Consider the following 21,912-nt stretch of genomic DNA (forward strand, 5'->3'; position numbering starts at 1 on the left):
ACCCCCTGTTCGCGTCGATCATGGAGTTGTGGTGCCCCGCAAAAGGGGTACCGGCCAAGAAATCGGCCACCACAACTCCATGATCGACGTGTCGGGCGGTCGGGTTAGGCCGGGAGGGGTGGGCGGAGTTCGGCGAAGTGGCAGGCCGACGGGTGCGGGTCGGCTGCTCTCGGGACCGTTTGCGGGTCTTCCTTGGCGCAGATGTCCTGGGCCTTCCAGCACCGCGTCCGGAAGTGGCATCCACTCGGCGGGTCGGCCGGGCTGGGCACGTCGCCGACCAGCCGGATCATGTTGCGCTGATCGCGGGCCTCCGGGTCCGGCACCGGCACCGCGGAGAGCAGAGCCTGGGTGTACGGGTGGGTGGCCCGCTCGTAGATCTCGTCCTCGGTGCCGATCTCCACGATCCGGCCGAGGTACATCACCGCCACCCGGTCGGCGATGTGCCGCACCACGGACAGGTCGTGGGCGATGAAGATGTACGAGAGCCCCAACTCGTCCTGGAGCTGCTTCAGCAGGTTGATCACCTGAGCCTGGATGGAGACGTCCAGCGCCGACACCGGCTCGTCGCAGACGATCACCTCGGGCCGCAGGGCGAGCGCGCGGGCGATGCCGATGCGCTGCCGCTGACCGCCGGAGAACTGGTGCGGGTACCTGTTGATGTGCTCCGGGTTGAGCCCGACCAGGTCGAGCAACTCCTGGACCCGCTTCTGCTTGCTGCCCTTCGGCGCGGCATCCGTGTGGATCTCGAACGGCTCGCCGATGATGTCGCCGACGGTCATCCGCGGGTTCAGCGACGTGTACGGGTCCTGCATCACCATCTGCATGTTGCGGCGTACCCGACGCAGCTCGCCCCCGGAGGCCTTGAACAGGTCGCGACCTTCCAGGGTGGCCCGGCCGGAGGTGGGCGTCTCCAGTCGCATCAGCAGTCGGGCGAGGGTGGACTTGCCGCAGCCGGACTCACCGACCACGCCCAGCGTCTCGCCCCGACGCAGCTCGAAGCTCACCCCGTCGACGGCCTTGACCGCGCCGATCTGCCGCTGGAACAGAACGCCCTGCGTGATCGGGAAATGCTTCACCAGGTTGTCGACGGAGAGGATCGTCTCGCCGCGGACCTTCGTGGGGTTAGCGGGCGACGCTGTCATCACGGACCTCCTGCGCGAAGTGGCAAGCGCTGGTCCGGCCGTCGCCGAGGACCAGGTCGTGCGGTACGACGTCCACGCAGACCTGCTGGACGTACGGGCACCGGGGGTGGAACGGGCAGCCGGACGGGATCCGCATCAGGTTCGGCGGCAACCCCTTGATCGTCGACAGTTCCGCGCCGCGGACGTCCAGGCGCGGGATCGACTCCAACAAACCCTTGGTGTACGGGTGGGCGGGCGCCTTGTAGAGCGAGCGGACGTCGGCGTGTTCGACGATCCGGCCGGCGTACATGACCGCGATCCGGTCCGCGACTCCGGCGACCACACCCAGGTCGTGGGTGATCAGGATCATCGCCATGTTGCGTTCCCGGCGCAGGTCGGCCAGCAGGTCCATGATCTGGGCCTGGACGGTCACGTCGAGCGCCGTGGTGGGCTCGTCGGCGATCAACACCTTCGGGTCCAACGCCAGCGCCATCGCGATCATGACGCGCTGCCGCATGCCGCCGGAGAACTGGTGCGGGTAGTCGCCGATCCGCTTGGCGGCCCCCGGGATCTTGACCAGGTCCATCAGCTCGATGGCGCGACGTCGGGCGTCGGACCGGGACATGCCGGCGCGCTGACGCAGCGTCTCGCCGATCTGCCAGCCGACCGGGAACACCGGGTTCAGGGCGGAGAGCGCGTCCTGGAAGATCATCGCGATCTCCTGGCCGCGGATCTGCCGGCGCTGTTCCTCGGAGCGGGTGAGCAGGTCCTGACCCTGGTAGAGGATCTGCCCGGAGCGGACGAACGCCGGCGGGGTGTCCAGGATGCCCATGATCGCCTGGGCGGTGACGGACTTGCCCGAGCCGGACTCGCCGAGCACGGCAAGCGTCTCGCCGGCGTCCAGGTGGTAGGACACGCCGTTGATCACCCGGGCCACGCCCTCGTTGGTGCGGAACTCGACGTGCAGGTCCCGCAGCTCCAGCAGGTGGCCGCCCTCGGGCGTGGCGGAGGCGGGCGTCGGTTGAACGGTCATGGCTGTGCCTGCCTTTCGCTCGCGACCGCGGGGCTCGCTTCGCTCACTTCTCGCGCTCGCATGAGTCACCGCAGCTTCGGGTCGAAGGCGTCACGGATCGCGTCGCCGAGCATGATGAACGCCAGCACGGTCAACGCGAGGAATGCCGACGGGACGATCAGCGGTGTGGCCGCCTCCCGCATGTGGATGCGGCCGGTGTCGATGTCCTGACCCCACGAGATGGTCGGCGCCTTCAGGCCGATGCCCAGGAAGGACAGCGTCGCCTCGGCCGCGATGAACGAGCCGAGCGCGATGGTCAGCACGACGATGACCGGGGCCAGCGAGTTCGGCAGGATGTGCCGCCACATGATCCGGCTGTTGCCGGCGCCGAGCATCCGCGCCGCCGAGACGTAGTCCTGCTCCTTGGCGGTGATCACCGAGGACCGGACCACGCGGGCGGCGGTGGTCCAACCGAGCAGGGCCAGCACGAAGACGACCGCACCGATCCGGGCCCACTGGTTGTCGCTGGACACCCGCTTGAGCAGCACGATCGCGGCCAGCAGCAGCGGGATGCCGAGCACCACGTCGATCACCCGGGACAGCACCGCGTCGACCCAGCGGCCGAAGTAGCCGGCCAGCATGCCGATCACCAGCGCGATGATCCCGGTGCCGAGCGCCGCGAGCGCGCCGACCAGCAGCGAGGCGCGGGTGCCGTAGACCGCCCGGGAGTACGTGTCGCAGCCCTGGAAGTCGTACCCGAAGATGGCCCCGCCGGACGGCCCGGCGTGCTGCCGGGAGAGCAGGCAGTCGTTCGGGTTGTTGGCGGTGAACACCCCGGGGAGCAGCGCCATCAGGGTGAAGATCACGACAAGCGCCAGCGAGATCCAGAAGATCGGGTTGCGGCGCAGATCGCGCCAGGCGTCCCCGGCCAGGCTGCGGGGCTTGTTCGCGGCGCCGACCTGGTTGGGTGTACCCGGCTCACCCGAGGGGCCACGCCGCGCGGCCTGGTTCTCGCTGGCCGCCACAGTCTCAAAGTCACTCATGCCGCCACCTCGCTGCGCTCACTCATGCCTGCACCTCGCTGCGCTCGGCGCCGGCATGAGTGCCCAGGCACGCTGCGCTGATGATTCGTTCGCTGCGCTCACTCATAGCGGATCCTCGGATCGAGTACGGCGTACAGGACGTCCACCACCAGGTTCGAGACCAGGTAGACCACGACGAGCACGCTGACGATGCCCACCACCAGGGGGCCGTCCTCGGTGCGGATGCCACGGAAGAGGTTGAAGCCCACGCCGGGGATGTTGAAGACGCCCTCGGTGATGATCGCGCCGCTCATCAGGTTGCCCAGTTCCACGCCGAGGAAGGTGACGACCGGGATGAGCGAGTTGCGCAGCACGTGGACGACGACGATGCGGCGCTTGACCAGGCCCTTGGACCGGGCGGTCCGGACGTAGTCGGCGCGCAGGTTCTCCGCCACCGAGGCCCGGGTGAGCCGCAGCGCGGTGGCCAGCGACAGCGAGCCGAGCACGATGCCCGGCAGGAGGAGTGCGTAGAACGTCGGGTCGGAGCCGGCGGTGGGTGGGAAGAGTTGCCACCTGACGCCCAGGAAGTACTGCGCCAGGGGTGCCAGCACGATGGTCGGGATGCCCAGCACCAGCAGGGTCAGCACCAGCGTCGAGTTGTCGAAGATGCTGGCCCGGCGGATGCCGGCGAGCACACCGGCGGTGACCCCGAAGATGATCGCCACGGCGAGCGCGATGAGCGCCAGCCGGACGGTGACCGGCCAGGCCTGCTGGAGGATGTCTCCGATGTTCCGACCGGTGAGCGACTCGCCCAGGTTGCCCTGGAGCAGGTTCTTCACGTAGTCGAAGTAGCGGTAGAAGAAGCCGCCGACGCCGGTGGCGTCCAGGTGGTACCTCTCGGTCAGGTAGGCCCGTTGGGCCGGCGTCACCGGCCGCTCACCAGCGAGCGCCTGGATGGGGTCGCCCTGCCCGGCGAATGTCAGCGCGTAGACGATCAGGGTGGTCCCGAAGAACGCCAGGACCATCTGCAGTAGGCGCCGCAAGATGTAGCGGAACATGCTTAGCAGTCTCTCCGGAAATGTGCGAAAGGGTCGCAGGACGGCATCTCTGGTCGTACCCGAAATATCCGAGACGTGCCGTCCGGCCCGGGGAAGCCGGCACCACCGACGCCGGGACCGCTCTGCGACCCGACCCGGTGGTGCGGTCGGGCCACCCGGGCGTCGCCCGGGTGGCCCGCACCTTGGTCAGCTCAGCTGGCCGCTTCGATCTTGACGAGGTTGACCCGCTGGAACAGGTCCATCTGCACGTTCTTGACCTTGGACGAGTGGCCGAACACGTTCTCGCCGAAGCGGAGCGGGATCACCGGCATGTCCTTGGCCAGGATGTCCTCCGCCTGCTGGTACTTGGCGATCGCCTCGTCCTGCGTCTTGGCGGCGGAACCCTCCTTGACCAGCTTGTCGAACTCCGGGTTGCTGTAGCCGTAGTAGTTCGACGAGCCGTTGGTGCTGTACAGCGGGCCGAGGTAGTCCTCCATGGTCGGGTAGTCCATGACCCAACCCATCCGGAAGGCACCCACCGGCGTCTTCTTCTCGACCTTGGTGAGCAGGTCGGCGAACTTCGGCTCGGCCGAGCCGACGGCGTCCACACCCAGGTTGGCCTTGAGCTGGTTGACCGTGGCGTCGACCCAGTCCTTGTGACCGCCGTCGCCGTTGTAGGAGATGACGATCTTCTTCGGGCCGCCGGCGGCCTGGTAGAGCTTCTTGGCCTCGGTCGGGTTGAACTCGCCCGCCTTGCCCGTGGTGTTCTCCCGGTAGCCCGGCAGGACCGGCGAGACGAAGGAGCGTGCCGACGTCTGCGAGCCCTTGAAGACCGACTTGGTGATCTCGTCACGGTCGATCGCCATCGAGATGGCCTTGCGCACGTCCGGGTTGGCGTAGTCCTTGTCGAACGTCGGGAACGCGAGGAACTGGAACGACGACATCGGACTGGTCTGGTACCGGTCGCCCAGGTCGCTCGGCGCGGTGCTCAGGCTCTCGGTCGGGATCGTCGGCAGCACGTCCAGGTTGTCCGCCTGGACATCCGCGTAGGCCGCGGTGAGCTGCTGGTAGATCCGGAACTCGACGTCCTTGACCTTGGGCTTCTCACCCGGGTACGCGTCATAGCGCTCGACGTCGATCTTGCTGTCGTGCTGCCAGGTGCCCTTCATCTTGAAGGGACCCTGCCCGATCGGCGCCTGCTCGAAGCCGTCCTTGAGCACACCCGGGGCCGTGAACGCGGCCTTCGGCAGTGGGAAGAACGCGTTGTAGCCGAGCGTGGTCTTGAAGTCGATGTACGGGGCGGACAGCGTCACGGTGAACGTGCTGTCGTCGACCTTCTTCAGGCCGGACATCTCCTTGGCCTTCGGCGCCTTGCCCTGGAGGTCGGCGTAGCCAGCGATCTTGTCGAAGAAGGCGTTGGCGTCCTGACCGTTGGGGGCGTACGCGCCGTAGTTCCAGGCGTTGATGTAGTCCTCGGACGTGACCTTCTCACCGTTGTGGAAGGTGAAGCCGTCCTTGAGCTTGATCGTCCAGACCTTGTTGTCGGACGAGGTGATCGACTGCGCGGCGACCTCGTACGGCTTGTTCTGGGCGTCGTAGTCGACGAGCGGGCTGAACAGGCCGGCGATCACCTGTGACCCGGACGTCTCGGTGGTGTTCGTGGGAACCAGGTGCTTCGGCTCGGCGATCTGGATGCTGACCGCCGACGTGCCGTTGCCGCTGGATCCACCGTCTCCGCCGCTGCCGCAGGCCGCGAGGCCCAGCGTCACCGCGAGCGGGAGGGCGGTCCAGGCGGCGAGTCTACGAACTCGCATTGAGCCTCCTCATCTCCTCACGCTGCGCAGTCAGGCCCGACGCTGGGTTACGCTGCGCAACAAGCGGCAACGGTAGGTCGGCGACCGGCTGTCGGCAACGAGGCGGTTGCGGGTGGGTAACGTTCCGGCAGGCCAGGGGTTGCCGAAGGCCAGCCGACCTGCTAGCAGATTTCGGGGTAAACCTCTTCCAACTGCGAAAATACGGCCGGTCAACGCGCCCGATGGGGTAACCTCGGCCAGCCTGGTGGCCTCTCGACTCGCCGTCCGGTACCTGCCGCACTTTGCCGCCCTGTCTGGTTCGACGGTGACGAAATCCACGATCTGTGACTGAGAGTGACTAGCACCACGTAACGGAAAGTCACAAGCTGTCGCCGGGGGTGGAGCCGGTGGCGCCGGAGGTCGTCCGAACGCCGAAGCGGTGGCCGTGAGACGATCTGGTGGTGACGGCGACGCTTCTGGACGGCAAGGCAACCGCGGCGGAGATCAAGGACGAGCTGCGGATACGGGTGAAGGCACTCGCGGAACGCGGCATCACCCCCGGGCTCGGCACGGTCCTGGTCGGGGCGGATCCGGGCAGCCAGGCGTACGTCAACGGCAAGCACCGCGACTGCGCCGAGGTCGGCATCGCCTCGATCCGGCGGGAGCTGCCCGCCGACGCCACCCAGCAGCAGGTCGACGACGTGCTGGCCGAGCTGAACGCCGACCCGGCGTGCCACGGCTACATCGTCCAGCTGCCGCTGCCGGCCCACCTCGACACCCAACGGGTGCTGGAGTCGATCGACCCGGACAAGGACGCCGACGGCCTGCACCCGGTCAACCTGGGCCGGCTGGTGCTCGGCTACGACGGCCCGCTGCCCTGTACTCCGCGCGGCGTCGTCGAGTTGCTCCGCCGCCACGACGTGGCCCTGCGCGGCGCCACCGTGGCCGTGGTCGGTCGAGGCAACACCGTTGGTCGGCCGCTCGGCCTGCTGCTCACCCGCCGCAGCGAGAACGCCACGGTCACCCTCTGCCACACCGGCACCCTCGACCTCGCCTCGCACACCCGGGCCGCCGACATCGTCATCGTCGCCGCCGGCGTACCGGGGCTGCTCACCGCCGACATGATCAAGCCGGGCGCGGTGGTGGTCGACGTCGGTATCACGCGGGTGATCGGCGCGGACGGCAAGGGCCGCTACACCGGCGACGTGGACCCGGAGGTGACCGAGACGGCCGGCGCCCTGGTCCCCATGCCCGGCGGTGTCGGGCCGATGACCCGGGCCATGCTGCTCACCAACGTCGTCGAGCGCGCCGAGCGCGGCTGACCCACACGTCCGCAGCGCCGAACCAGGACGGCGGTGACGTTCGCCCCATCCCGGCGATGGCCGCCGCCCCTGGCCTGATCGGTGCCAGGATGACTGATACGGTCCGGAAAACCGACTGGTATCAGGGAGTGGGACGACCATGGGTAAGAAGGTCACTGTCGTCGGGGCTGGCTTCTACGGCTCCACCACCGCACAGCGCCTGGCCGAGTACGACGTCTTCGACACCGTAGTGATCACCGACATCGTGGAGGGCAAGCCCGCGGGCCTCGCGCTCGACCTCAACCAGTCCCGGGCCATCGAGGGCTTCGAGACCAAGGTCGTCGGTGTCACCACCGGCCCCAACGGTGAGGGCTACGAGCAGATCGAGGGCTCCGACGTCGTCGTGATCACCGCTGGTCTGCCGCGGAAGCCCGGCATGAGCCGGATGGACCTGCTGGAGACCAACGCCAAGATCGTTCGTCAGGTCGCCGAGAACGTGGCCAAGTACGCCCCGAACGCCGTCGTCATCGTGGTCTCCAACCCGCTGGACGAGATGACCGCGCTGGCGCAGCTCGCCACCCAGTTCCCGAAGAACCGGGTGCTCGGCCAGGCCGGCATGCTCGACACCGCCCGGTTCAGCAACTTCGTCGCCGAGGCGCTGAACGTGCCGGTGGCGTCGGTACGCACGCTGACCCTGGGCTCGCACGGCGACACCATGGTCCCGGTCCCGTCGAAGAGCACCGTCAACGGCAAGCCGCTGCGTGACGCGATGCCCGCCGAGCAGATCGAGGAACTGGTCGTCAAGACCCGCAACGGTGGCGCCGAGGTGGTCGCGCTGCTCAAGACCGGTTCGGCGTACTACGCCCCGTCCGCCGCCGCGGCCCGGATGGCGAAGGCCGTCGCCGAGGACTCCGGCGAGGTCATGCCGGTCTGCGCGTGGGTCGACGGTGAGTACGGCATCTCCGGTGTCTACCTCGGTGTCGAGGCCGCGATCGGCGCCGAGGGCGTCAAGCGGGTCGTCGAGACCGACCTGGACGCCGACGAGCGCGCCAGCCTCCTGGCGGCCGCCGAAGCCGTCCGCGCCAAGCAGGGCGACGTCTCCAGCATGTGATCCCCCGAGACACCGCTTCAGCGAAGGGCGCGCCGGCAAAGTCGGCGCGCCCTTCGCCGTCCCCACAGTCCGCACAGCCCCCAACCCGGACCCGGGCGGGCTCATCGAGCAGGTTGATCAAGAGGTTTGCGTCAGGAATCGCGGTTCTGGTGACGCGAACCTCTTGATCAACCGCAGAAGATTGGTCGGACCGCCGGGTGGTCAGACGGTGGTGAAGGGGGCGCTGAGATGGGGGGTGGCCAGGAGGGTGGGGGAGTGGGTGCGCAGGGTGGTCAGCCGGGAGGTGCGGGCTCGTTCCGGGTCCTCCTCGTGGGCGTACGCCAGGTCGGGGTCGACCAACTGCACCATGTGCACCAGCAGGTCGCCGGTGAGCAGCAGCCGCTCGTCGGCGGAGGTCACCAGCACCGACTGGTGGCCGGGCGTGTGGCCGGGAGTGGAGAGCAGGCGTACCGCCGGGGTGAGGGTGGTCTCGCCGTCGACCACCCGGAGCTGGCCGGCGGCGCGCAACGGCGCGACCAGGCCGGCCGGCAGCGCCGGATTGAGTGTCTCCGCCGCGTCGAGATCGGCCCGCTGCACCAGGTAGCTCGCGTTCGGGAAGTACGGCCGGCCGGGGTTGCCGGTCACGGCCCAGCCGATGTGGTCGGTGTGCAGGTGGGTGAGCACGACGGTGTCGACGACCGCGGGGTCGATGCCGGCGGCGGCCAGTTCGGTGGGCAGCCGCCCCGGTACGGGCGCCCAGCTCGCGGCCAGTGAGTCGGCCGGGCCGATGCCGGCGTCGACAAGGGTGACCGGCCCGTCCCCGGAGCGGATCGCGAAGCTGCGAAACGGCAGCCACCACTGCCCGTCGGCGGTCACCGCCCCCGGGTCGCGTCGGTCGGCCTCCCGCCAGTGGGCCGCCGTGGCGTGTGGAAACGCCTCGGTGCGAGGTTGGAAGAAAGCTCCCTCGGAGTCGATGAGCGCGGTGACCGTGATAGACCCGAGGGTGCGGCTCAGTGGCATCGGGCGATGGTGCCAGGGAATTCTGTGCCGTGCAGCCCGCTTCCACCGGCCGACCGAGGCCGGGTGGGGGCTGCCCGTCCAATTGCAGTACGCTCGTACTGCTTGAGCACGTGTCCCCCGAGAGGAGCGCCGGCCGATGGCGAAGATCAAGGTAAACAACCCGGTCGTGGAGCTCGACGGCGACGAGATGACCCGGATCATCTGGAAGCAGATCCGGGAGCAGCTGATCCTGCCCTACCTCGACGTCGACCTGCACTACTACGACCTGTCGATCCAGCACCGCGACGAGACCGACGACCAGGTCACCGTTGACGCCGCCAACGCCATCAAGGAGCACGGCGTCGGCGTCAAGTGCGCGACCATCACCCCGGACGAGGCCCGGGTGGAGGAGTTCGGCCTGAAGAAGATGTGGCGGTCGCCCAACGGCACCATCCGCAACATCCTCGGCGGCGTCGTCTTCCGTGAGCCGATCATCATGTCCAACGTGCCGCGGCTGGTCCCCGGCTGGACCAAGCCGATCATCATCGGCCGGCACGCCCACGGTGACCAGTACAAGGCCACCGACTTCGTCGTCCCCGGCCCGGGCACGGTGACCATCACCTACACCCCCGCCGACGGCGGCGCGCCGATGGAGATGGAGGTCGCCAACTTCCCCGGCGGCGGCATCGCCATGGGCATGTACAACTACGACGAGTCGATCCGGGACTTCGCCCGGGCGTCGTTCCGGTACGGGCTGGACCGCAACTACCCGGTCTACCTGTCCACCAAGAACACCATCCTCAAGGCGTACGACGGCCGGTTCAAGGACATCTTCGCCGAGGTGTTCGAGACCGAGTTCAAGGACGAGTTCGCCGCCGCCGGCATCACCTACGAGCACCGGCTCATCGACGACATGGTCGCCGCCGCGCTCAAGTGGGAGGGTGGCTACGTCTGGGCCTGCAAGAACTACGACGGTGACGTGCAGTCCGACACCGTCGCGCAGGGCTTCGGCTCGCTGGGTCTGATGACCTCCGTCCTGCTCTCCCCGGACGGTCGTACCGTCGAGGCCGAGGCCGCCCACGGCACGGTCACCCGGCACTACCGGCAGTACCAGAAGGGCGAGAAGACGTCGACGAACCCGATCGCGTCGATCTACGCCTGGACCCGGGGCCTGGCCCACCGCGGCAAGCTGGACGGCACCCCGGCGGTCACCGAGTTCGCCAACACGCTGGAGCAGGTCATCGTCGACACCGTCGAGGGCGGCCAGATGACCAAGGACCTGTCCCTGCTCATCTCGCGCGACGCCCCGTGGCTGACCACCGACGAGTTCATGAACGCGCTCGACGAGAACCTGGCCCGCAAGATCGCCGCCTGATCCAGGCGTACCGCATCATCGGAGCCCGCCGGCGTCTCAGCCGGCGGGCTTCGGCGTGTCCGGCGCTGACGCGCCGGGTGGCGTCACCGCCGTCGGCGCGCCTCGTTGACCAGGATGGACGAGATGCCAGTCGCGTCCGAGGAAGGTTGACCACGGTCGACCCGCGGCACCCGTGCGCCGATCAGCCAGCCTTCCCGGCTGTGCCGTGCACAGCCAGCCGTCCCTTCCCTGCGGGGGGCCCTGTCCCGGGCCCCCCGCGCCCTGTTTCCGTCGCTCACCGGCAGGGCCGGAAAGCAGCTCGGCTCAGACGGCGCGCAGCAGTTCGGCGGCACGCTCGGGGGAGATGTCGTTGATGAAGACACCCATCCCGGACTCGGAGCCCGCCAGATACTTCAGCTTGTCCTTGGCCCGCCGGATGCTGAACAGCTGCAGGTGTAGGTGGCCGAACTCGCGGTCGATGCGCACCGGCGCCTGGTGCCACGCCGAGATGTACGGCATCGGCATGTCGAACAGACCGTCGAAGCGGCGCAGTAGATCCAGGTAGAGCGGCCCGAAGGCATCCCGCTCGCTGTCACTGAGCGCCGGAATGTCGGGTACCACCCGGTGTGGCGCGACGTGCACCTCGAACGGCCAGCGGGCGGCCGCCGGGACGAACGCCGTCCAGTGTTCGTTCTCGGCGACCACCCGGTCGCCGGTCGCGCGCTCGGCGGCCAGCACGTCCGCGTACAGGTTGCCCCCGCCGGTCCGTTCCGCGTGCCGGCGTGCCGCGGCGAGCAGCGCGCGGGTGCGCGGCGTCACGAAGGGGTACGCGTAGATCTGCCCGTGCGGGTGGTGCAGCGTGACGCCGATCTCGACGCCCCGGTTCTCGAAGCAGAAGATCTGCTCCACGCCGGGCAGTTCGCCGAGCACCTCGGTGCGGTCGGCGAGCGCGTCCAGGACGGTGCGGACCCGGCTCGGCGGCAGGCTGGCGAAGGAGGCGTTGTGGTCCGAGGTGAAGCAGACCACCTCGCATCGGCCGACTCCCGGTCGAACAGGCGTGAACGGGGTGATCTCGCCGGGCTCCTCGGCGACGCGGCCACTGAGCGACGGGAACCGGTTCTCGAAGACCACCACGTCGTAGTCGGGCGCGGGGACCTCGGTCAGCCGATCACCCACCGACGGGTCGAGGGGGCACTCGTTCGCCGGGGGGAGGAAGGTGCGGGTCTGCCGATGCACGGCCACCGCCACCCACTCGTCGGTCAGCGGGTCGTAGCGCAGTTGGGACGCGGGGGGCGGCGGCGGCAGGTCCCGGCGGTCCGGCTGGTCGCGGACCGCGTCGTCGCGCTCGTCGAAGTAAATCAGTTCCCGGCCGTCGGCCAGGTCGATCGCGGTGCGTTTCACTGCGCCGCCCCCTCACTCGTCGGCGTGCGCGTCGCGCGGCCCGCCCCGGTCGCTTCTACCATGATCAATTCGCCCACCTGTTCGCCGAGTACCCGTCGTGCGGGCGCAGGCAACCGGTCGTCGCTGACCAGTACGTGCGCTGCCGCCAGCTCGACGATCGAGGAGATGCCCACCGTGCCCCACTTGGTGTGGTCGGCCAGCACCACCAACCGGTCCGCCGCGGCCACGAGCGCCCGGTCGGTCTCCGCCTCCATGAGGTTCGGGGTGGTGAAGCCGGCCCGCTCGGTGATGCCGTGCACGCCCAGGAAGAGCAGATCCAGGTGCAGTGCCCGGATCGCCCCGACCGCGAGTGGGCCGACCAGCGCGTCCGACGGCGTGCGGACGCCCCCGGTGAGCACCACCGTCTGGTCCGGTCGACCACCGGCGTGCAGGATCTCGGCCACCGGCAGCGAGTTGGTCACCACGGTCAGGCCGGGGACGTCCACCAGCTTGCGGGCCAGCTCGGCGGTGGTGGTGCCGGCGGAGAGCGCGACCGCCGCGCCCGGCCGGACCAGTTGGGCCGCCCGATCCGCGATGGCCGCCTTCTCCACCAGTTGGCGGACCGACTTGGCGGAGAAACCCGGCTCGTCGGTCGAGCTCGGCCCGGCTGCCGTGGCGCCGCCGTGCACCTTGGCCAGCAGGCCCCGCTCGTGCAGCGCCTCCAGATCACGACGGATGGTCATGTCGGAGACGCCGAACTCGGCCGCCAACTCACTCACGCGGACGCCGCCGGTGGACCGGACCCGCTCCAGGATGGCCGCCTGCCGCTGCTGAGCGAGCATTCGCCGTGCCTCCCGGAGGTCCCCGTACTCTCACGCGGTCAAACGTGTTCCAACAAAGACGAACACTAGCGCGGAGCGAGCGGCGGCCGGACAGCGGCTACGGAAACACCTCAGGAAGAGGCGATCTTCAGCTCCACCCACCCGGTCTCGGTGAGCTGGTGCAACACGGCCTGAACGGCGTCCGCGACGCTGAGATCGCTGGTGTCCAGCACCAGGTCGGCGTCGCTCGGCTCCTCGTACGGGTCGTCGATACCGGTCATGCCGGTGAGCAGGCCGGCCCGCGCTCGCGCGTACAGGCCCTTGCGGTCCCGGCGCTCACACACCTCCAGCGGGGTGGCGACGTGCACCAGCACGAAACCCGCCCCCGCGGCCAGGGCCATCTCGCGGGCGGCGGCACGGGCCGCCGCGTACGGGGCGATCGGGCAGCAGATGGCCACCCCCCGGTGCCGGGCGATCTCGGCGGCCACCCACCCGATCCGCCGGACGTTCATGTCCCGGTCGGCCTTGCTGAAGCCCAGCCCGGCGGTGAGCTCCCGGCGCACCACATCCCCGTCGAGCAGGGTCACCGTGCGGTCGCCGCTCTCCCGCAGCGCGTCCGCCAGCCCGCGCGCGATCGTCGACTTACCGGAGCCGGAGAGGCCGGTCAGGAAGACCACCAGCCCCCGGTGCCGGCGCGGTGGCCGGGCCCGGGCCAGCTCCCTCGCCACGGCCGGCGGGGTGTGCCACTCCGGCAGGGGGAAGCCCCGATCCAGCAGGTCCTCGATCTCCTGCTGAGTCAGCGCGAGCCGACGGTTGCGCGGAGGGATGTCCTCCCGCCAACGCCACTGCCCGTCCCTGTTGTCGTAGGCGAGTTCGCGTGGCACCAGCACCCGCAACCCGGCGCCGGACAGCATCTCCCCGGTGGAGAGTAGGTGGGTGACCCCGTACGCGGCGGAGACCCGGGCGCGCAGCAGCGCGTCGCTGATCTCCTCCCGGCGATGCGACAGCGGCACCGCGATCACGGTGGCGGGCGGCATCCGGTCCCGGGCGGCGAAGATGATGCGGACCAGTGCCTCGGGCGGAAGCCCTCCGACGCCGCCCTCACCGACCGGGATCATCACGAGCAGGTGCGCGGCCAGCGTGCGGGCTGCGTGGGCGATCTGAGCGAGCTGGGGACGGTGCAGCGGCCGGTCGGCGATCACACCGAGCACCCGGCCCGGGGGCAGCAGCGCGCGGACCTCCTCCGGGCTGCGACGCAGTCGCTGGAACGGGCCGTGGCCACCGTCGCCCAGCCGCCGGACCTGGCCGCCAACCCCGGCGACGCCCTCGCGTACCGGCCAGACGTCCGCCACGTCCAGGGCAGCCGCCGGCGCGCCCTCGCCGTCGGTCAGCACCAGCGCCCGGCGGGCCGGGTCGCGCGGATCGAAGCCCTGAGCCAGGGCGGTCGGCACCTGGAGAGTCACCGCGACCTGCCACGGCGTGCCGTCGGCCAGTTGGCCGCGCCGGCTGACCGACACCAGGTCGGCACGGGTCATGAAACCGGTCAGGGGGGAGTACGCACCGGTCAGCAGCAGCTCCAGGTCAGCGAGCTCACCGGGACGCGGCGTGTACGCCGGTGCGTCCTGCAGCACCTCGTCGGGCAGCACCCAGCCGTTGCTCATCCACACCCCCCACTCGCTGACCGGCACACAGTTTCGCAGCCGACCGTCGATCGGTCGAGGCCGCCACTCCACGATCCGGCCGGGCGGATCAACACCGGATCCGCCGACCACTGCCGACCTCACCCCGAACCGGTTGTGGTCGGTGCGGAGGACGGACTCGCTCGACATCCAGGTGACGCGGGCACGACTCCCGACAGGCCGGGAGATGAATGGTGTCACCCCGGATCGCCGTTTCCCGAGGCGGGGTCGCGCCGGACGCGCTACCGGCGGCAACGGTTCCACCACCCTCGGCGGGGGACCCTAAGGGTCCGTCGAGGCAAGGATCAGGGAAGCGCCGGGGGCGCGCCGGTGTCCGTGGTGGGCGTCGACTCCCTACGCTGGCAGCGTGACACTGATCGCGACCCAGTCGCTCACCAAGACGTACGGAGGTCGGGTCACCGCGCTCGCCGACCTCACCGTCGCCGTCGAGCCCGGGATCATCGGCCTGGTGGGCGCGAACGGCGCCGGAAAATCCACGCTGATCAAGATCCTGCTCGGCCTGATCGCCCCGACCAGCGGTCAGGTCTCGGTGCTCGGCATCGACCCGTCCGCCGATCCGGCGGCGGTCCGTGCCCGCGTCGGTTACATGCCCGAGCACGACTGCCTCCCACCCGACCTGTCCGCCGCCGAGTTGGTCACCCACCTCGGGCGGATGAGCGGCCTTCCCCGCACCGCCGCCCGCGAGCGAGCCTCGGAGGCCCTGCGGCACGTCGGGCTCTACGAGGAGCGTTACCGCCCGGTGGGCGGCTACTCCACCGGCATGAAGCAGCGCGTAAAGCTGGCCCAGGCGCTTGTGCACGACCCCGATCTGCTGCTGCTCGACGAGCCGACCAACGGTCTGGACCCGGCCGGCCGGGACGCCATGCTGGCGCTGGTGCACCGGATCGGCACCGAGTTCGGCATCTCCGTGCTGGTCTGCTCGCACCTGCTCGGCGAGGTCGAGCGGATCTGCGACACGCTCATCGCCATCGACGGCGGCAAACTGCTGCGCGCCGACCACATCTCCGCGATGACCACAGCCACCGACGTGCTCGCCGTGGAGGTCAGCGAGGGCACCGAGGAGCTCGCCGCCCGGCTCACCGAGCTGAAGCTGCCGGTCGCGCGGGACGGGCGACTGCTGCTCGTGCCACTCGCCGACGACGGCACCTACGACCTGATCCTCGGCGCGGTCGCCGAACTGGACCTGCCACTGCACCGACTGGACCAGCGCCGGCACCGGGTGGCCGAACTCTTCGCCACGAGGGAGCTCTCCCATGCCTGAGCCGACCGCAGCCGCCGTGCGCCCCGCGCCGACAGGCGTCATCCACGACATCGGCTACCAGCGCTACGAGGGCCCGAGGCAGGGCCGCCGGCAGGTCTTCGGCGCGCTCTACGGGCACGGGTTGCGCACCGTGTTCGGCTTCGGGCGCAGCGCCAAGGCCAAGATCTTCCCGTGGCTGGTGGTCGGCATCGTCAGCCTGGTCGCGGTGGCCCTGGCCGCGATCCGCAGCCAGATCGGCGAGCCGGTCGCCACGTACGCCCAGTTCGCCGACGCGATGAGCTGGCTGGTCATCTTCTTCGTCGCGGTGGCCGCGCCGGAGCTGGTCTCCCGGGACCTGCGCAGCGGCGTCCTGCCACTGTATTTCTCCCGACCGCTGCCCCGCAGCGACTACGCGCTGGCCAAGCTGCTGGCGCTGGTCACGGCGCTCTGGCTGCTGCTCGGGGGGCCGCAGTTGCTGATGTTCCTGGGTGCCGCGTTCACCACCAAGCAGGGCATGCGCGGGGTCTGGAACGAACTGCTCGACCTGCTGCCCGGCCTGCTCTACGCCGGGCTCTGGGCGGTGGTCTTCGCCTCGATCGGCCTGCTGGTCGCCTCGCTGACCGGCAAGCGGGCCTTCGCCGCCGGCGGCGTGGTCGCGGTCTTCCTGATGACCACCCCGATCGTGGGCGTGCTGAGCATCCTGCCGTCGCAGACGGCCAACGAGCTGGCCGGGCTCGCCTCGCCCTCCACGCTGGTGCAGGGGGTGGGCATCTGGTCGCTGGGTGACCTGCTGGTCGAGGGCGATCCGGGCGAGATGCTGATCGGCGGGTTCGGCCCGGTCTACGCCCTGGCCGCGGTGCTGTTGGTCGCCGGCGCGACCGCCCTCCTGCTGGTCCGCTACCGGAAGGTCGCCTCCTGATGAGCACGCTGAACCTGACCGGGGTGTCCCGGTGGTACGGCAACGTGGTCGCGGTCAACGACATCAGCATGGCCCTGGGGCCGGGCGTGACCGGGCTGCTCGGCCCGAACGGCGCCGGCAAGACCACGCTGCTGCACATGATGGCCGGGTTCCTCTCCCCGTCGCGCGGCACGGTGACGCTGGACGACGAGCCGACCTGGCGCAACCCGGACGTCTACCGACGGTTGGGGCTGGTCAGCGAACGGGAGGCGGTGCAGGGCTTCCTCACCGCGTACGAGTTCGTGCTGGCCAGCGCGAAGCTGCACCGGCTGGCCGATCCGGCGGCGGCCGCCCGGCGGGCGATCGATCTGGTCGAGTTGGAGTCGGCGCAGAGCCGTCGGATCGGCACGTACTCCAAGGGCATGCGCCAGCGGGCCCGCGTGGCCGCCGCGCTGGTGCACGACCCGCAGGTGCTGCTGCTCGACGAGCCGTTCAACGGGATGGACCCGCGCCAGCGGCTGCACATGATGCAGTTGCTGCACACGCTCGGCGACGCCGGCCGGACCATCCTGTTCAGCTCGCACATCCTGGAGGAGGTCGAGCAGGTCTCCGGGACGGTGCAGGTGATGGTGGCCGGGCGGTTGGCGGCCTCCGGCGACTTCCGGACCATCCGCCGGTTGATGACCAATCGCCCACACGTCTTCGCGGTGCGTTCCACGGACGACCGGGCGCTGGCCGTCGCGCTGATCGCTGAGCCGTCCGTCAGTGGGGTCGAGCTGGACCCCACCGGCCTGACCGTGCGGGCCGGTGACTACGGCGCCTTCACCCGGGCACTGCCCCGGATCGCGCTCAAGCACGGCATCCGGGTGCGCCAACTGGTGCCGTCCGACGAGTCTCTGGAGAGCGTCTTCTCCTACCTGGTGGAGGCCTGACATGTCGACAATTACCTGGATCACCGCCCGTGGGCTGTTCGGCAGGCGTCGGTTCCTGCTGCTGCTTCCGCTGCCGTTGGTGCTGCTCGGGCTGGCCGTGCTCTGCCGGTCGCTGGGGGTGGACCCGGGCGAGTGGGGGCCGCCGGTGCTGGTCGGCCTGGGGCTGGCCGTGGTGCTGCCGGTGGTCGCGCTGATCATCGGTACGGGCGTGTTGGGTGCCGAGATCGACGACGGCACGGTCGTGCACATCCTGACCAAGCCGCTGCCGCGCTGGCAGATCGTGCTGCCGAAGCTCGCGGTCGCCGCCGGGGTCAGCGCGGCCACCGTCGCGGTGCCGCTCTACGTCGCGGGCGTGCTCGCCAATTCGGTACGCCTCGGACTGGCGCTGGCGGTCGCGGCGACGCTCGGCGCGCTGGCGTACTCGGCGTTGTTCCTCGCCCTCAGCCTGGTCACCAGGCGGCCGGTGCTGCTCGGCCTGGTCTACGTGCTGATCTGGGAGGGGCTGCTGGGCAACTTCGTCAGCGGCACCAAGGTGCTCTCCATCCAGCAGTACGTGATCGCCCTCACCGACCGGATTGCCCCCACCGGGCTGTTGGAGACCACCGTGTCGGTGCCGGTCGCCTCGGTGATGACCGCGTTGGTCAGCGTCGGCTTCACCGTGCTGGCCATCGACCGTCTGCGTTCGTTCAGCGTGGCCGGCGAGACGAGCTGAGACCAGTGCCCAACGGTGATCCGGCCAGCCACACCTCGGCGGTAGGGCTGGCCGGATGGACCGGTCAGCCCCCGTCGGGCCAGGCTGTTGGGTGTGAGCGTCGAAGCGGAGCGGACGTCGTTGGCTGAGCCGTACTCCCGGAGCAGCCGGCCCTGGCTGACCAGTCTGGCGGTTGCCGGGCTGGCCTGTGCCACGGTCGCGACGGCTGCCCAGGGCAGCGGGCAGTTCCACTGGTGGGCCGTGTTCATCCTGATCCCGGCCGCGTTGATCGCGGCCAGTGGCGGCCCGTTGCTGGCTCGGGGCGGTGGCCGGGCCTTCGCCGGCTACATGCTCGCCTGCGTCGGCACCATCGTGTTCGCGGTGGGCGCGCTGCTGATGTTCGGTGTCATGGGGCGGGGTTGGCCGTTGCTCGTGGTGCTGCCCTGCCTGGCGGTCGCCGGCACCTACGGTTGGCGGGCGGCCCACCCGCTGGCCCGTGGCCTGCACCGTGCGGTGGCCCTGCTCGCGCTGACCGGCGCGATGCTCGGGCTGACCCTGCAAGCGATCCGGGTGAACCTGATCGACCTGGAGACCGGTTGGTGGGGTGCGTTCATGATGCTGGCCGGCGCCATCGTGCTGGGCAACGCGGGCGAGCTGACCCGACACCGGATGCCGTACCGCCTCCAGGCGATCACCCTGCTGGTGGGGCCCTCCGTGGTCGCTTTCCTGCTCGGGCTGCGTTTCCTGCGCGGCTGGTGACGCCCGTCCGCCGCCGCCCCGGGGGGTGGCGGCGGCGGACGCGGCTCAGAACGCGCAGGCGATGACGAGTTCCGGGGTGCGGTCGGGAAGCAGGTCGAGTTTGCCGATCCGACCGGCCGCCCGGAGGTCGTCGGCGACGAGGGTGAGCTGCTCCAGGAGGGCCGCGGGGCCGAGCGCCTCGGCCAGCGGCACCTCCGCCCTCATCGACAGCTTCCGCTCCGACTTGGCCCGTCGCACCTGACTCAACGCGTCGCCGGCGAGCCGCAGCAGGGCCGGGTCACCCGACCCCTCGATCGACCGGGTCACCTCGTAGGTGGTGGGCCACGTCGCGCGGTGCACCGAGCCGTACCGCCACCACGACCAGATTTCCTCGGTCACGTAGGGCAGCACTGGGGCGAACAGTCGTAACTGCACCGAGAGCGCCGAGGCCAGCGCCGCCCGCGCCGAGTCCGCGGCCGCGCCGGTGCCGTACGCCCGCTCCTTGACCAACTCGATGTAGTCGTCGCAGAACCGCCAGAAGAACGCCTCGGCCGCCTGCAACGCGGCCGTGTGGTCGTACGCGTCGAGGGCGGTGCTCGCGGCGGTGACCACGGTGGTCAGTTCGGCGAGCATGGCCCGGTCCAGTGGCGTGGTCGCCGACAGCTCCAGGTCGCGGCGCGGCGTCGGACGCGCCGAACTGGAGTTGTCCAATGGGGCGCGGAGCGCGTCCGCCGCCCCCAGCCCGAGCACGAACTTGGACGCGTTGAGCAGTTTGGTGGCCAGCCGACGGCCGATCTTGATCTGCGCCGGGTCGAAGGCCAGGTCCATGCCGGGCTTGCCGCTGGCCGCCCAGTAGCGCACCGCGTCCGAGCCGTGCTGCTCCAACAGGGCCAGCGGGGTGACCACGTTGCCCTTGGACTTGGCCATCTTCTTGTGGTCCGGGTCGAGGATCCAGCCGGAGAGCACGGTGTCCCGCCAGGGCAGCACCCCGTGCTCGAAGTGCGAACGGACCACGCTGTCGAAGAGCCAGGTCCGGATGATCTCCTGCCCCTGCGGGCGGAGGTCCATCGGAAAGACCTGCGCGAACAGCTCCGGGTCGGTCTCCCAGCCACCGACGATCTGCGGGGTCAGCGACGAGGTGGCCCAGGTGTCCAGCACGTCCGGATCACCGATGAAGCCGCCCGGATGGCCGCGCTGCGACTCGTCGTACCCGGGCGCCGGATCACTGGATGGGTCGACCGGCAGCGCTGACTCGTCCGGCGTGAGAGGGTGGGACCAGTCCGGCTCGCCAGTGTCGTCGAGCCGGTACCACACCGGCACCGGCACCCCGAAGAACCGCTGCCGACTGACCAGCCAGTCCCCGGTCAGGCCGCCCACCCAGTTGTCGTAGCGGTGCTTCATGTGCGCCGGCACCCAGTGCAGCTCCTCGCCCCGGGCCAGCAGCGTGGCCCGCAGGTCGGCGTCGCGGCCGCCGTTGCGCAGATACCACTGTCGAGTCGAGACGATCTCCAGTGGGCGGTCACCGCGCTCGTAGAACTTGACCGGATGGGTGATCGGGCGCGGCTCGCCGATCAGGTCACCCGCGTCGGCCAGCATCCCGACGATCTCCCGGCGGGCGCCGTTGACGCTCTGCCCGGCCAGCGCCGCGTACGGCTGCGCCGGCACCCCGGCCGGCGGCTCCGGAAGCAGCCGACCGTCGCGGCCGATGACCACGCGGGTGTCGAGGTCGAGATCCCGCCACCACGTCACGTCGCTCAGGTCGCCGAACGTGCAGACCATCGCGATGCCGGTACCCTTGCCCGGCTCGGCGAGCGGGTGGGCGCGCACCGGCACCTCGACGTCGAACAGCGGGCTGCGGACAGTCGCACCCACCAGGTCGGCGTACCGCTCGTCGTCGGGGTGACAGACCAACGCCACGCAGGCGGGCAACAGCTCCGGTCGGGTGGTGTCGATCTGCACCTCGCGCCCGTCCGGCCGGGTGAACCGCAGCCGGTGGTAGGCGCCGGGGCGCTCCCGGTCCTCCAGCTCCGCCTGGGCGACGGCGGTGGCGAAGCCGACGTCCCAGAGCGTCGGCGCCTCCGACTGGTACGCCTCGCCGCGCCGCAGGTTGCGCACGAACGCCCGCTGACTGGTGGTCCGGGCGATCCGGCCGATCGTCGTGTACGTCAACGACCAGTCCACCGAGAGCCCGAGCCGTCGCCACAGCGACTCGAAGACCTGCTCGTCGGTGGCCGTCAGCCGTTCGCACAGCTCGATGAAGTTGCGCCGGGAGAGCGGGGTGGGGTCGCGGCGGGCCGCGTCGTCGACCGGAGTCGCCGGTGGTCGCCACACCGGGTCGTACGCCAGCGCCGGATCGCAGCGCACCCCGTAGACGTTCTGCACGCGACGCTCGGTGGGCAGGCCGTTGTCGTCCCAGCCCATCGGGTAGAAGACCGCCTTGCCGCGCATCCGCTGGTATCGCGCGACGATGTCGGTGTGCGTGTACGAGAACACGTGCCCCATGTGCAGCTCGCCCGATACGGTCGGCGGCGGGGTGTCGATCGCGTACACGTCTTTCCTGCGACCATTCCCGCTCGGCGCGTCGGACGCCGCGCCGCGACCCGGAACGGTCGGCTTCGCGCGGTCGAACGCGTACGTGCCCTCCTCTTGCCAGCGGCGTGCCCAGCTCTCCTCGAGCCCGTCCAGGGTCGGACGCTCGGGGATGCCGGCGCGGGCCGTCCTCGCCGTATCGGTCATCCAGCGATCGTAGGCATCTTCGGGGGGACGGACCACGCAGTTGCGGA

General features: G+C 70.1%; 18 protein-coding genes. 8 read left to right on the forward strand and 10 right to left on the reverse strand.

Annotated features, from left to right (window positions below):
* Positions 1–104 precede the first annotated feature (104 nt).
* The 5 genes from AB0C01_RS11330 to AB0C01_RS11350 form a co-directional block, all read right to left on the reverse strand.
* On the reverse strand, positions 105–1,142 hold the full coding sequence (locus tag AB0C01_RS11330; protein ID WP_357247024.1) for a dipeptide ABC transporter ATP-binding protein: 1,038 nt from the start codon (positions 1,140–1,142) through the stop codon (positions 105–107).
* A complete protein-coding gene (locus AB0C01_RS11335) occupies positions 1,123–2,154 on the reverse strand; it encodes an ABC transporter ATP-binding protein (protein WP_357247021.1) in 1,032 nt (343 codons plus the stop codon). Before AB0C01_RS11335 ends, AB0C01_RS11330 begins: the two co-directional genes overlap by 20 nt.
* 65 nt (positions 2,155–2,219) lie before the next feature.
* Entirely contained in the window at positions 2,220–3,176 is a 957-nt protein-coding gene (locus AB0C01_RS11340; RefSeq protein WP_357247018.1) for an ABC transporter permease, read from the reverse strand.
* 98 nt (positions 3,177–3,274) lie between these two features.
* The gene (locus AB0C01_RS11345) at positions 3,275–4,213 is read right to left on the reverse strand and encodes an ABC transporter permease (RefSeq protein WP_357247015.1); all 939 of its coding nucleotides are present in this window, start codon (positions 4,211–4,213) and stop codon (positions 3,275–3,277) included.
* 191 nt (positions 4,214–4,404) lie between these two features.
* Entirely contained in the window at positions 4,405–6,006 is a 1,602-nt protein-coding gene (locus AB0C01_RS11350; RefSeq protein ID WP_357247012.1) for an ABC transporter substrate-binding protein, read from the reverse strand.
* 440 nt (positions 6,007–6,446) lie between these two features.
* Between AB0C01_RS11350 and AB0C01_RS11355 the strand changes: the two genes are divergently transcribed.
* Together AB0C01_RS11355 and AB0C01_RS11360 are read left to right on the forward strand one after the other, a co-directional pair.
* Positions 6,447–7,307 carry a bifunctional methylenetetrahydrofolate dehydrogenase/methenyltetrahydrofolate cyclohydrolase gene (locus AB0C01_RS11355; protein ID WP_357570939.1) on the forward strand — a complete coding sequence of 287 codons (861 nt, stop codon included), beginning with the start codon at positions 6,447–6,449 and terminating at the stop codon, positions 7,305–7,307.
* Between the two features lie 139 nt (positions 7,308–7,446).
* On the forward strand, positions 7,447–8,397 hold the full coding sequence (locus AB0C01_RS11360) for a malate dehydrogenase (RefSeq protein ID WP_357247006.1): 951 nt from the start codon (positions 7,447–7,449) through the stop codon (positions 8,395–8,397).
* Positions 8,398–8,598: 201 nt separating this feature from the next.
* Here AB0C01_RS11360 and AB0C01_RS11365 read toward each other — a convergent pair whose 3' ends face one another.
* A complete protein-coding gene (locus AB0C01_RS11365; RefSeq protein WP_357570940.1) occupies positions 8,599–9,396 on the reverse strand; it encodes an MBL fold metallo-hydrolase in 798 nt (265 codons plus the stop codon).
* Between the two features lie 136 nt (positions 9,397–9,532).
* Here AB0C01_RS11365 and AB0C01_RS11370 point away from each other — a divergent pair, with 136 nt between their 5' ends.
* Complete coding sequence (locus AB0C01_RS11370; RefSeq protein WP_357247000.1) at positions 9,533–10,750, forward strand: NADP-dependent isocitrate dehydrogenase; 1,218 nt, start codon at positions 9,533–9,535, stop codon at positions 10,748–10,750.
* A gap of 303 nt (positions 10,751–11,053) precedes the next feature.
* On the opposite strand, the gene galT is transcribed toward AB0C01_RS11370, so the two are convergent.
* The 3 genes from galT to cysC form a co-directional block, all read right to left on the reverse strand.
* Complete coding sequence (galT, locus tag AB0C01_RS11375) at positions 11,054–12,130, reverse strand: galactose-1-phosphate uridylyltransferase (RefSeq protein WP_357246997.1); 1,077 nt, start codon at positions 12,128–12,130, stop codon at positions 11,054–11,056.
* Positions 12,127–12,951, reverse strand: coding sequence for a DeoR/GlpR family DNA-binding transcription regulator (locus tag AB0C01_RS11380; RefSeq protein ID WP_357570941.1), 825 nt, complete (start codon positions 12,949–12,951; stop codon positions 12,127–12,129). Before AB0C01_RS11380 ends, galT begins: the two co-directional genes overlap by 4 nt.
* Positions 12,952–13,061: 110 nt before the next feature.
* Positions 13,062–14,591: an adenylyl-sulfate kinase gene (gene cysC / locus AB0C01_RS11385; protein WP_357247187.1), complete on the reverse strand. Its 1,530-nt coding sequence runs from the start codon at positions 14,589–14,591 to the stop codon at positions 13,062–13,064.
* A gap of 385 nt (positions 14,592–14,976) precedes the next feature.
* Here cysC and AB0C01_RS11390 point away from each other — a divergent pair, with 385 nt between their 5' ends.
* From AB0C01_RS11390 to AB0C01_RS11410, 5 genes are all read left to right on the forward strand, one after another.
* Positions 14,977–15,891 (forward strand): ABC transporter ATP-binding protein, encoded by a 915-nt coding sequence (locus AB0C01_RS11390; protein ID WP_357246992.1) that lies wholly within the window; start codon positions 14,977–14,979, stop codon positions 15,889–15,891.
* On the forward strand, positions 15,884–16,789 hold the full coding sequence (locus tag AB0C01_RS11395) for an ABC transporter permease subunit (protein ID WP_357246989.1): 906 nt from the start codon (positions 15,884–15,886) through the stop codon (positions 16,787–16,789). Before AB0C01_RS11390 ends, AB0C01_RS11395 begins: the two co-directional genes overlap by 8 nt.
* Positions 16,789–17,700 (forward strand): ABC transporter ATP-binding protein, encoded by a 912-nt coding sequence (locus AB0C01_RS11400; RefSeq protein WP_357246986.1) that lies wholly within the window; start codon positions 16,789–16,791, stop codon positions 17,698–17,700. Before AB0C01_RS11395 ends, AB0C01_RS11400 begins: the two co-directional genes overlap by 1 nt.
* Before the next feature lies 1 nt (position 17,701).
* Entirely contained in the window at positions 17,702–18,412 is a 711-nt protein-coding gene (locus AB0C01_RS11405) for an ABC transporter permease subunit (protein WP_357246983.1), read from the forward strand.
* A gap of 93 nt (positions 18,413–18,505) precedes the next feature.
* Entirely contained in the window at positions 18,506–19,150 is a 645-nt protein-coding gene (locus AB0C01_RS11410; protein ID WP_357246980.1) for a hypothetical protein, read from the forward strand.
* Positions 19,151–19,195: 45 nt separating this feature from the next.
* Here AB0C01_RS11410 and valS read toward each other — a convergent pair whose 3' ends face one another.
* Positions 19,196–21,865 (reverse strand): valine--tRNA ligase, encoded by a 2,670-nt coding sequence (valS, locus tag AB0C01_RS11415; RefSeq protein WP_357570942.1) that lies wholly within the window; start codon positions 21,863–21,865, stop codon positions 19,196–19,198.
* Positions 21,866–21,912: the final 47 nt, after the last annotated feature.

It is taken from the genome of Micromonospora sp. NPDC048905 (assembly GCF_040649655.1).
In the GTDB taxonomy this organism is placed as follows: domain Bacteria; phylum Actinomycetota; class Actinomycetes; order Mycobacteriales; family Micromonosporaceae; genus Micromonospora.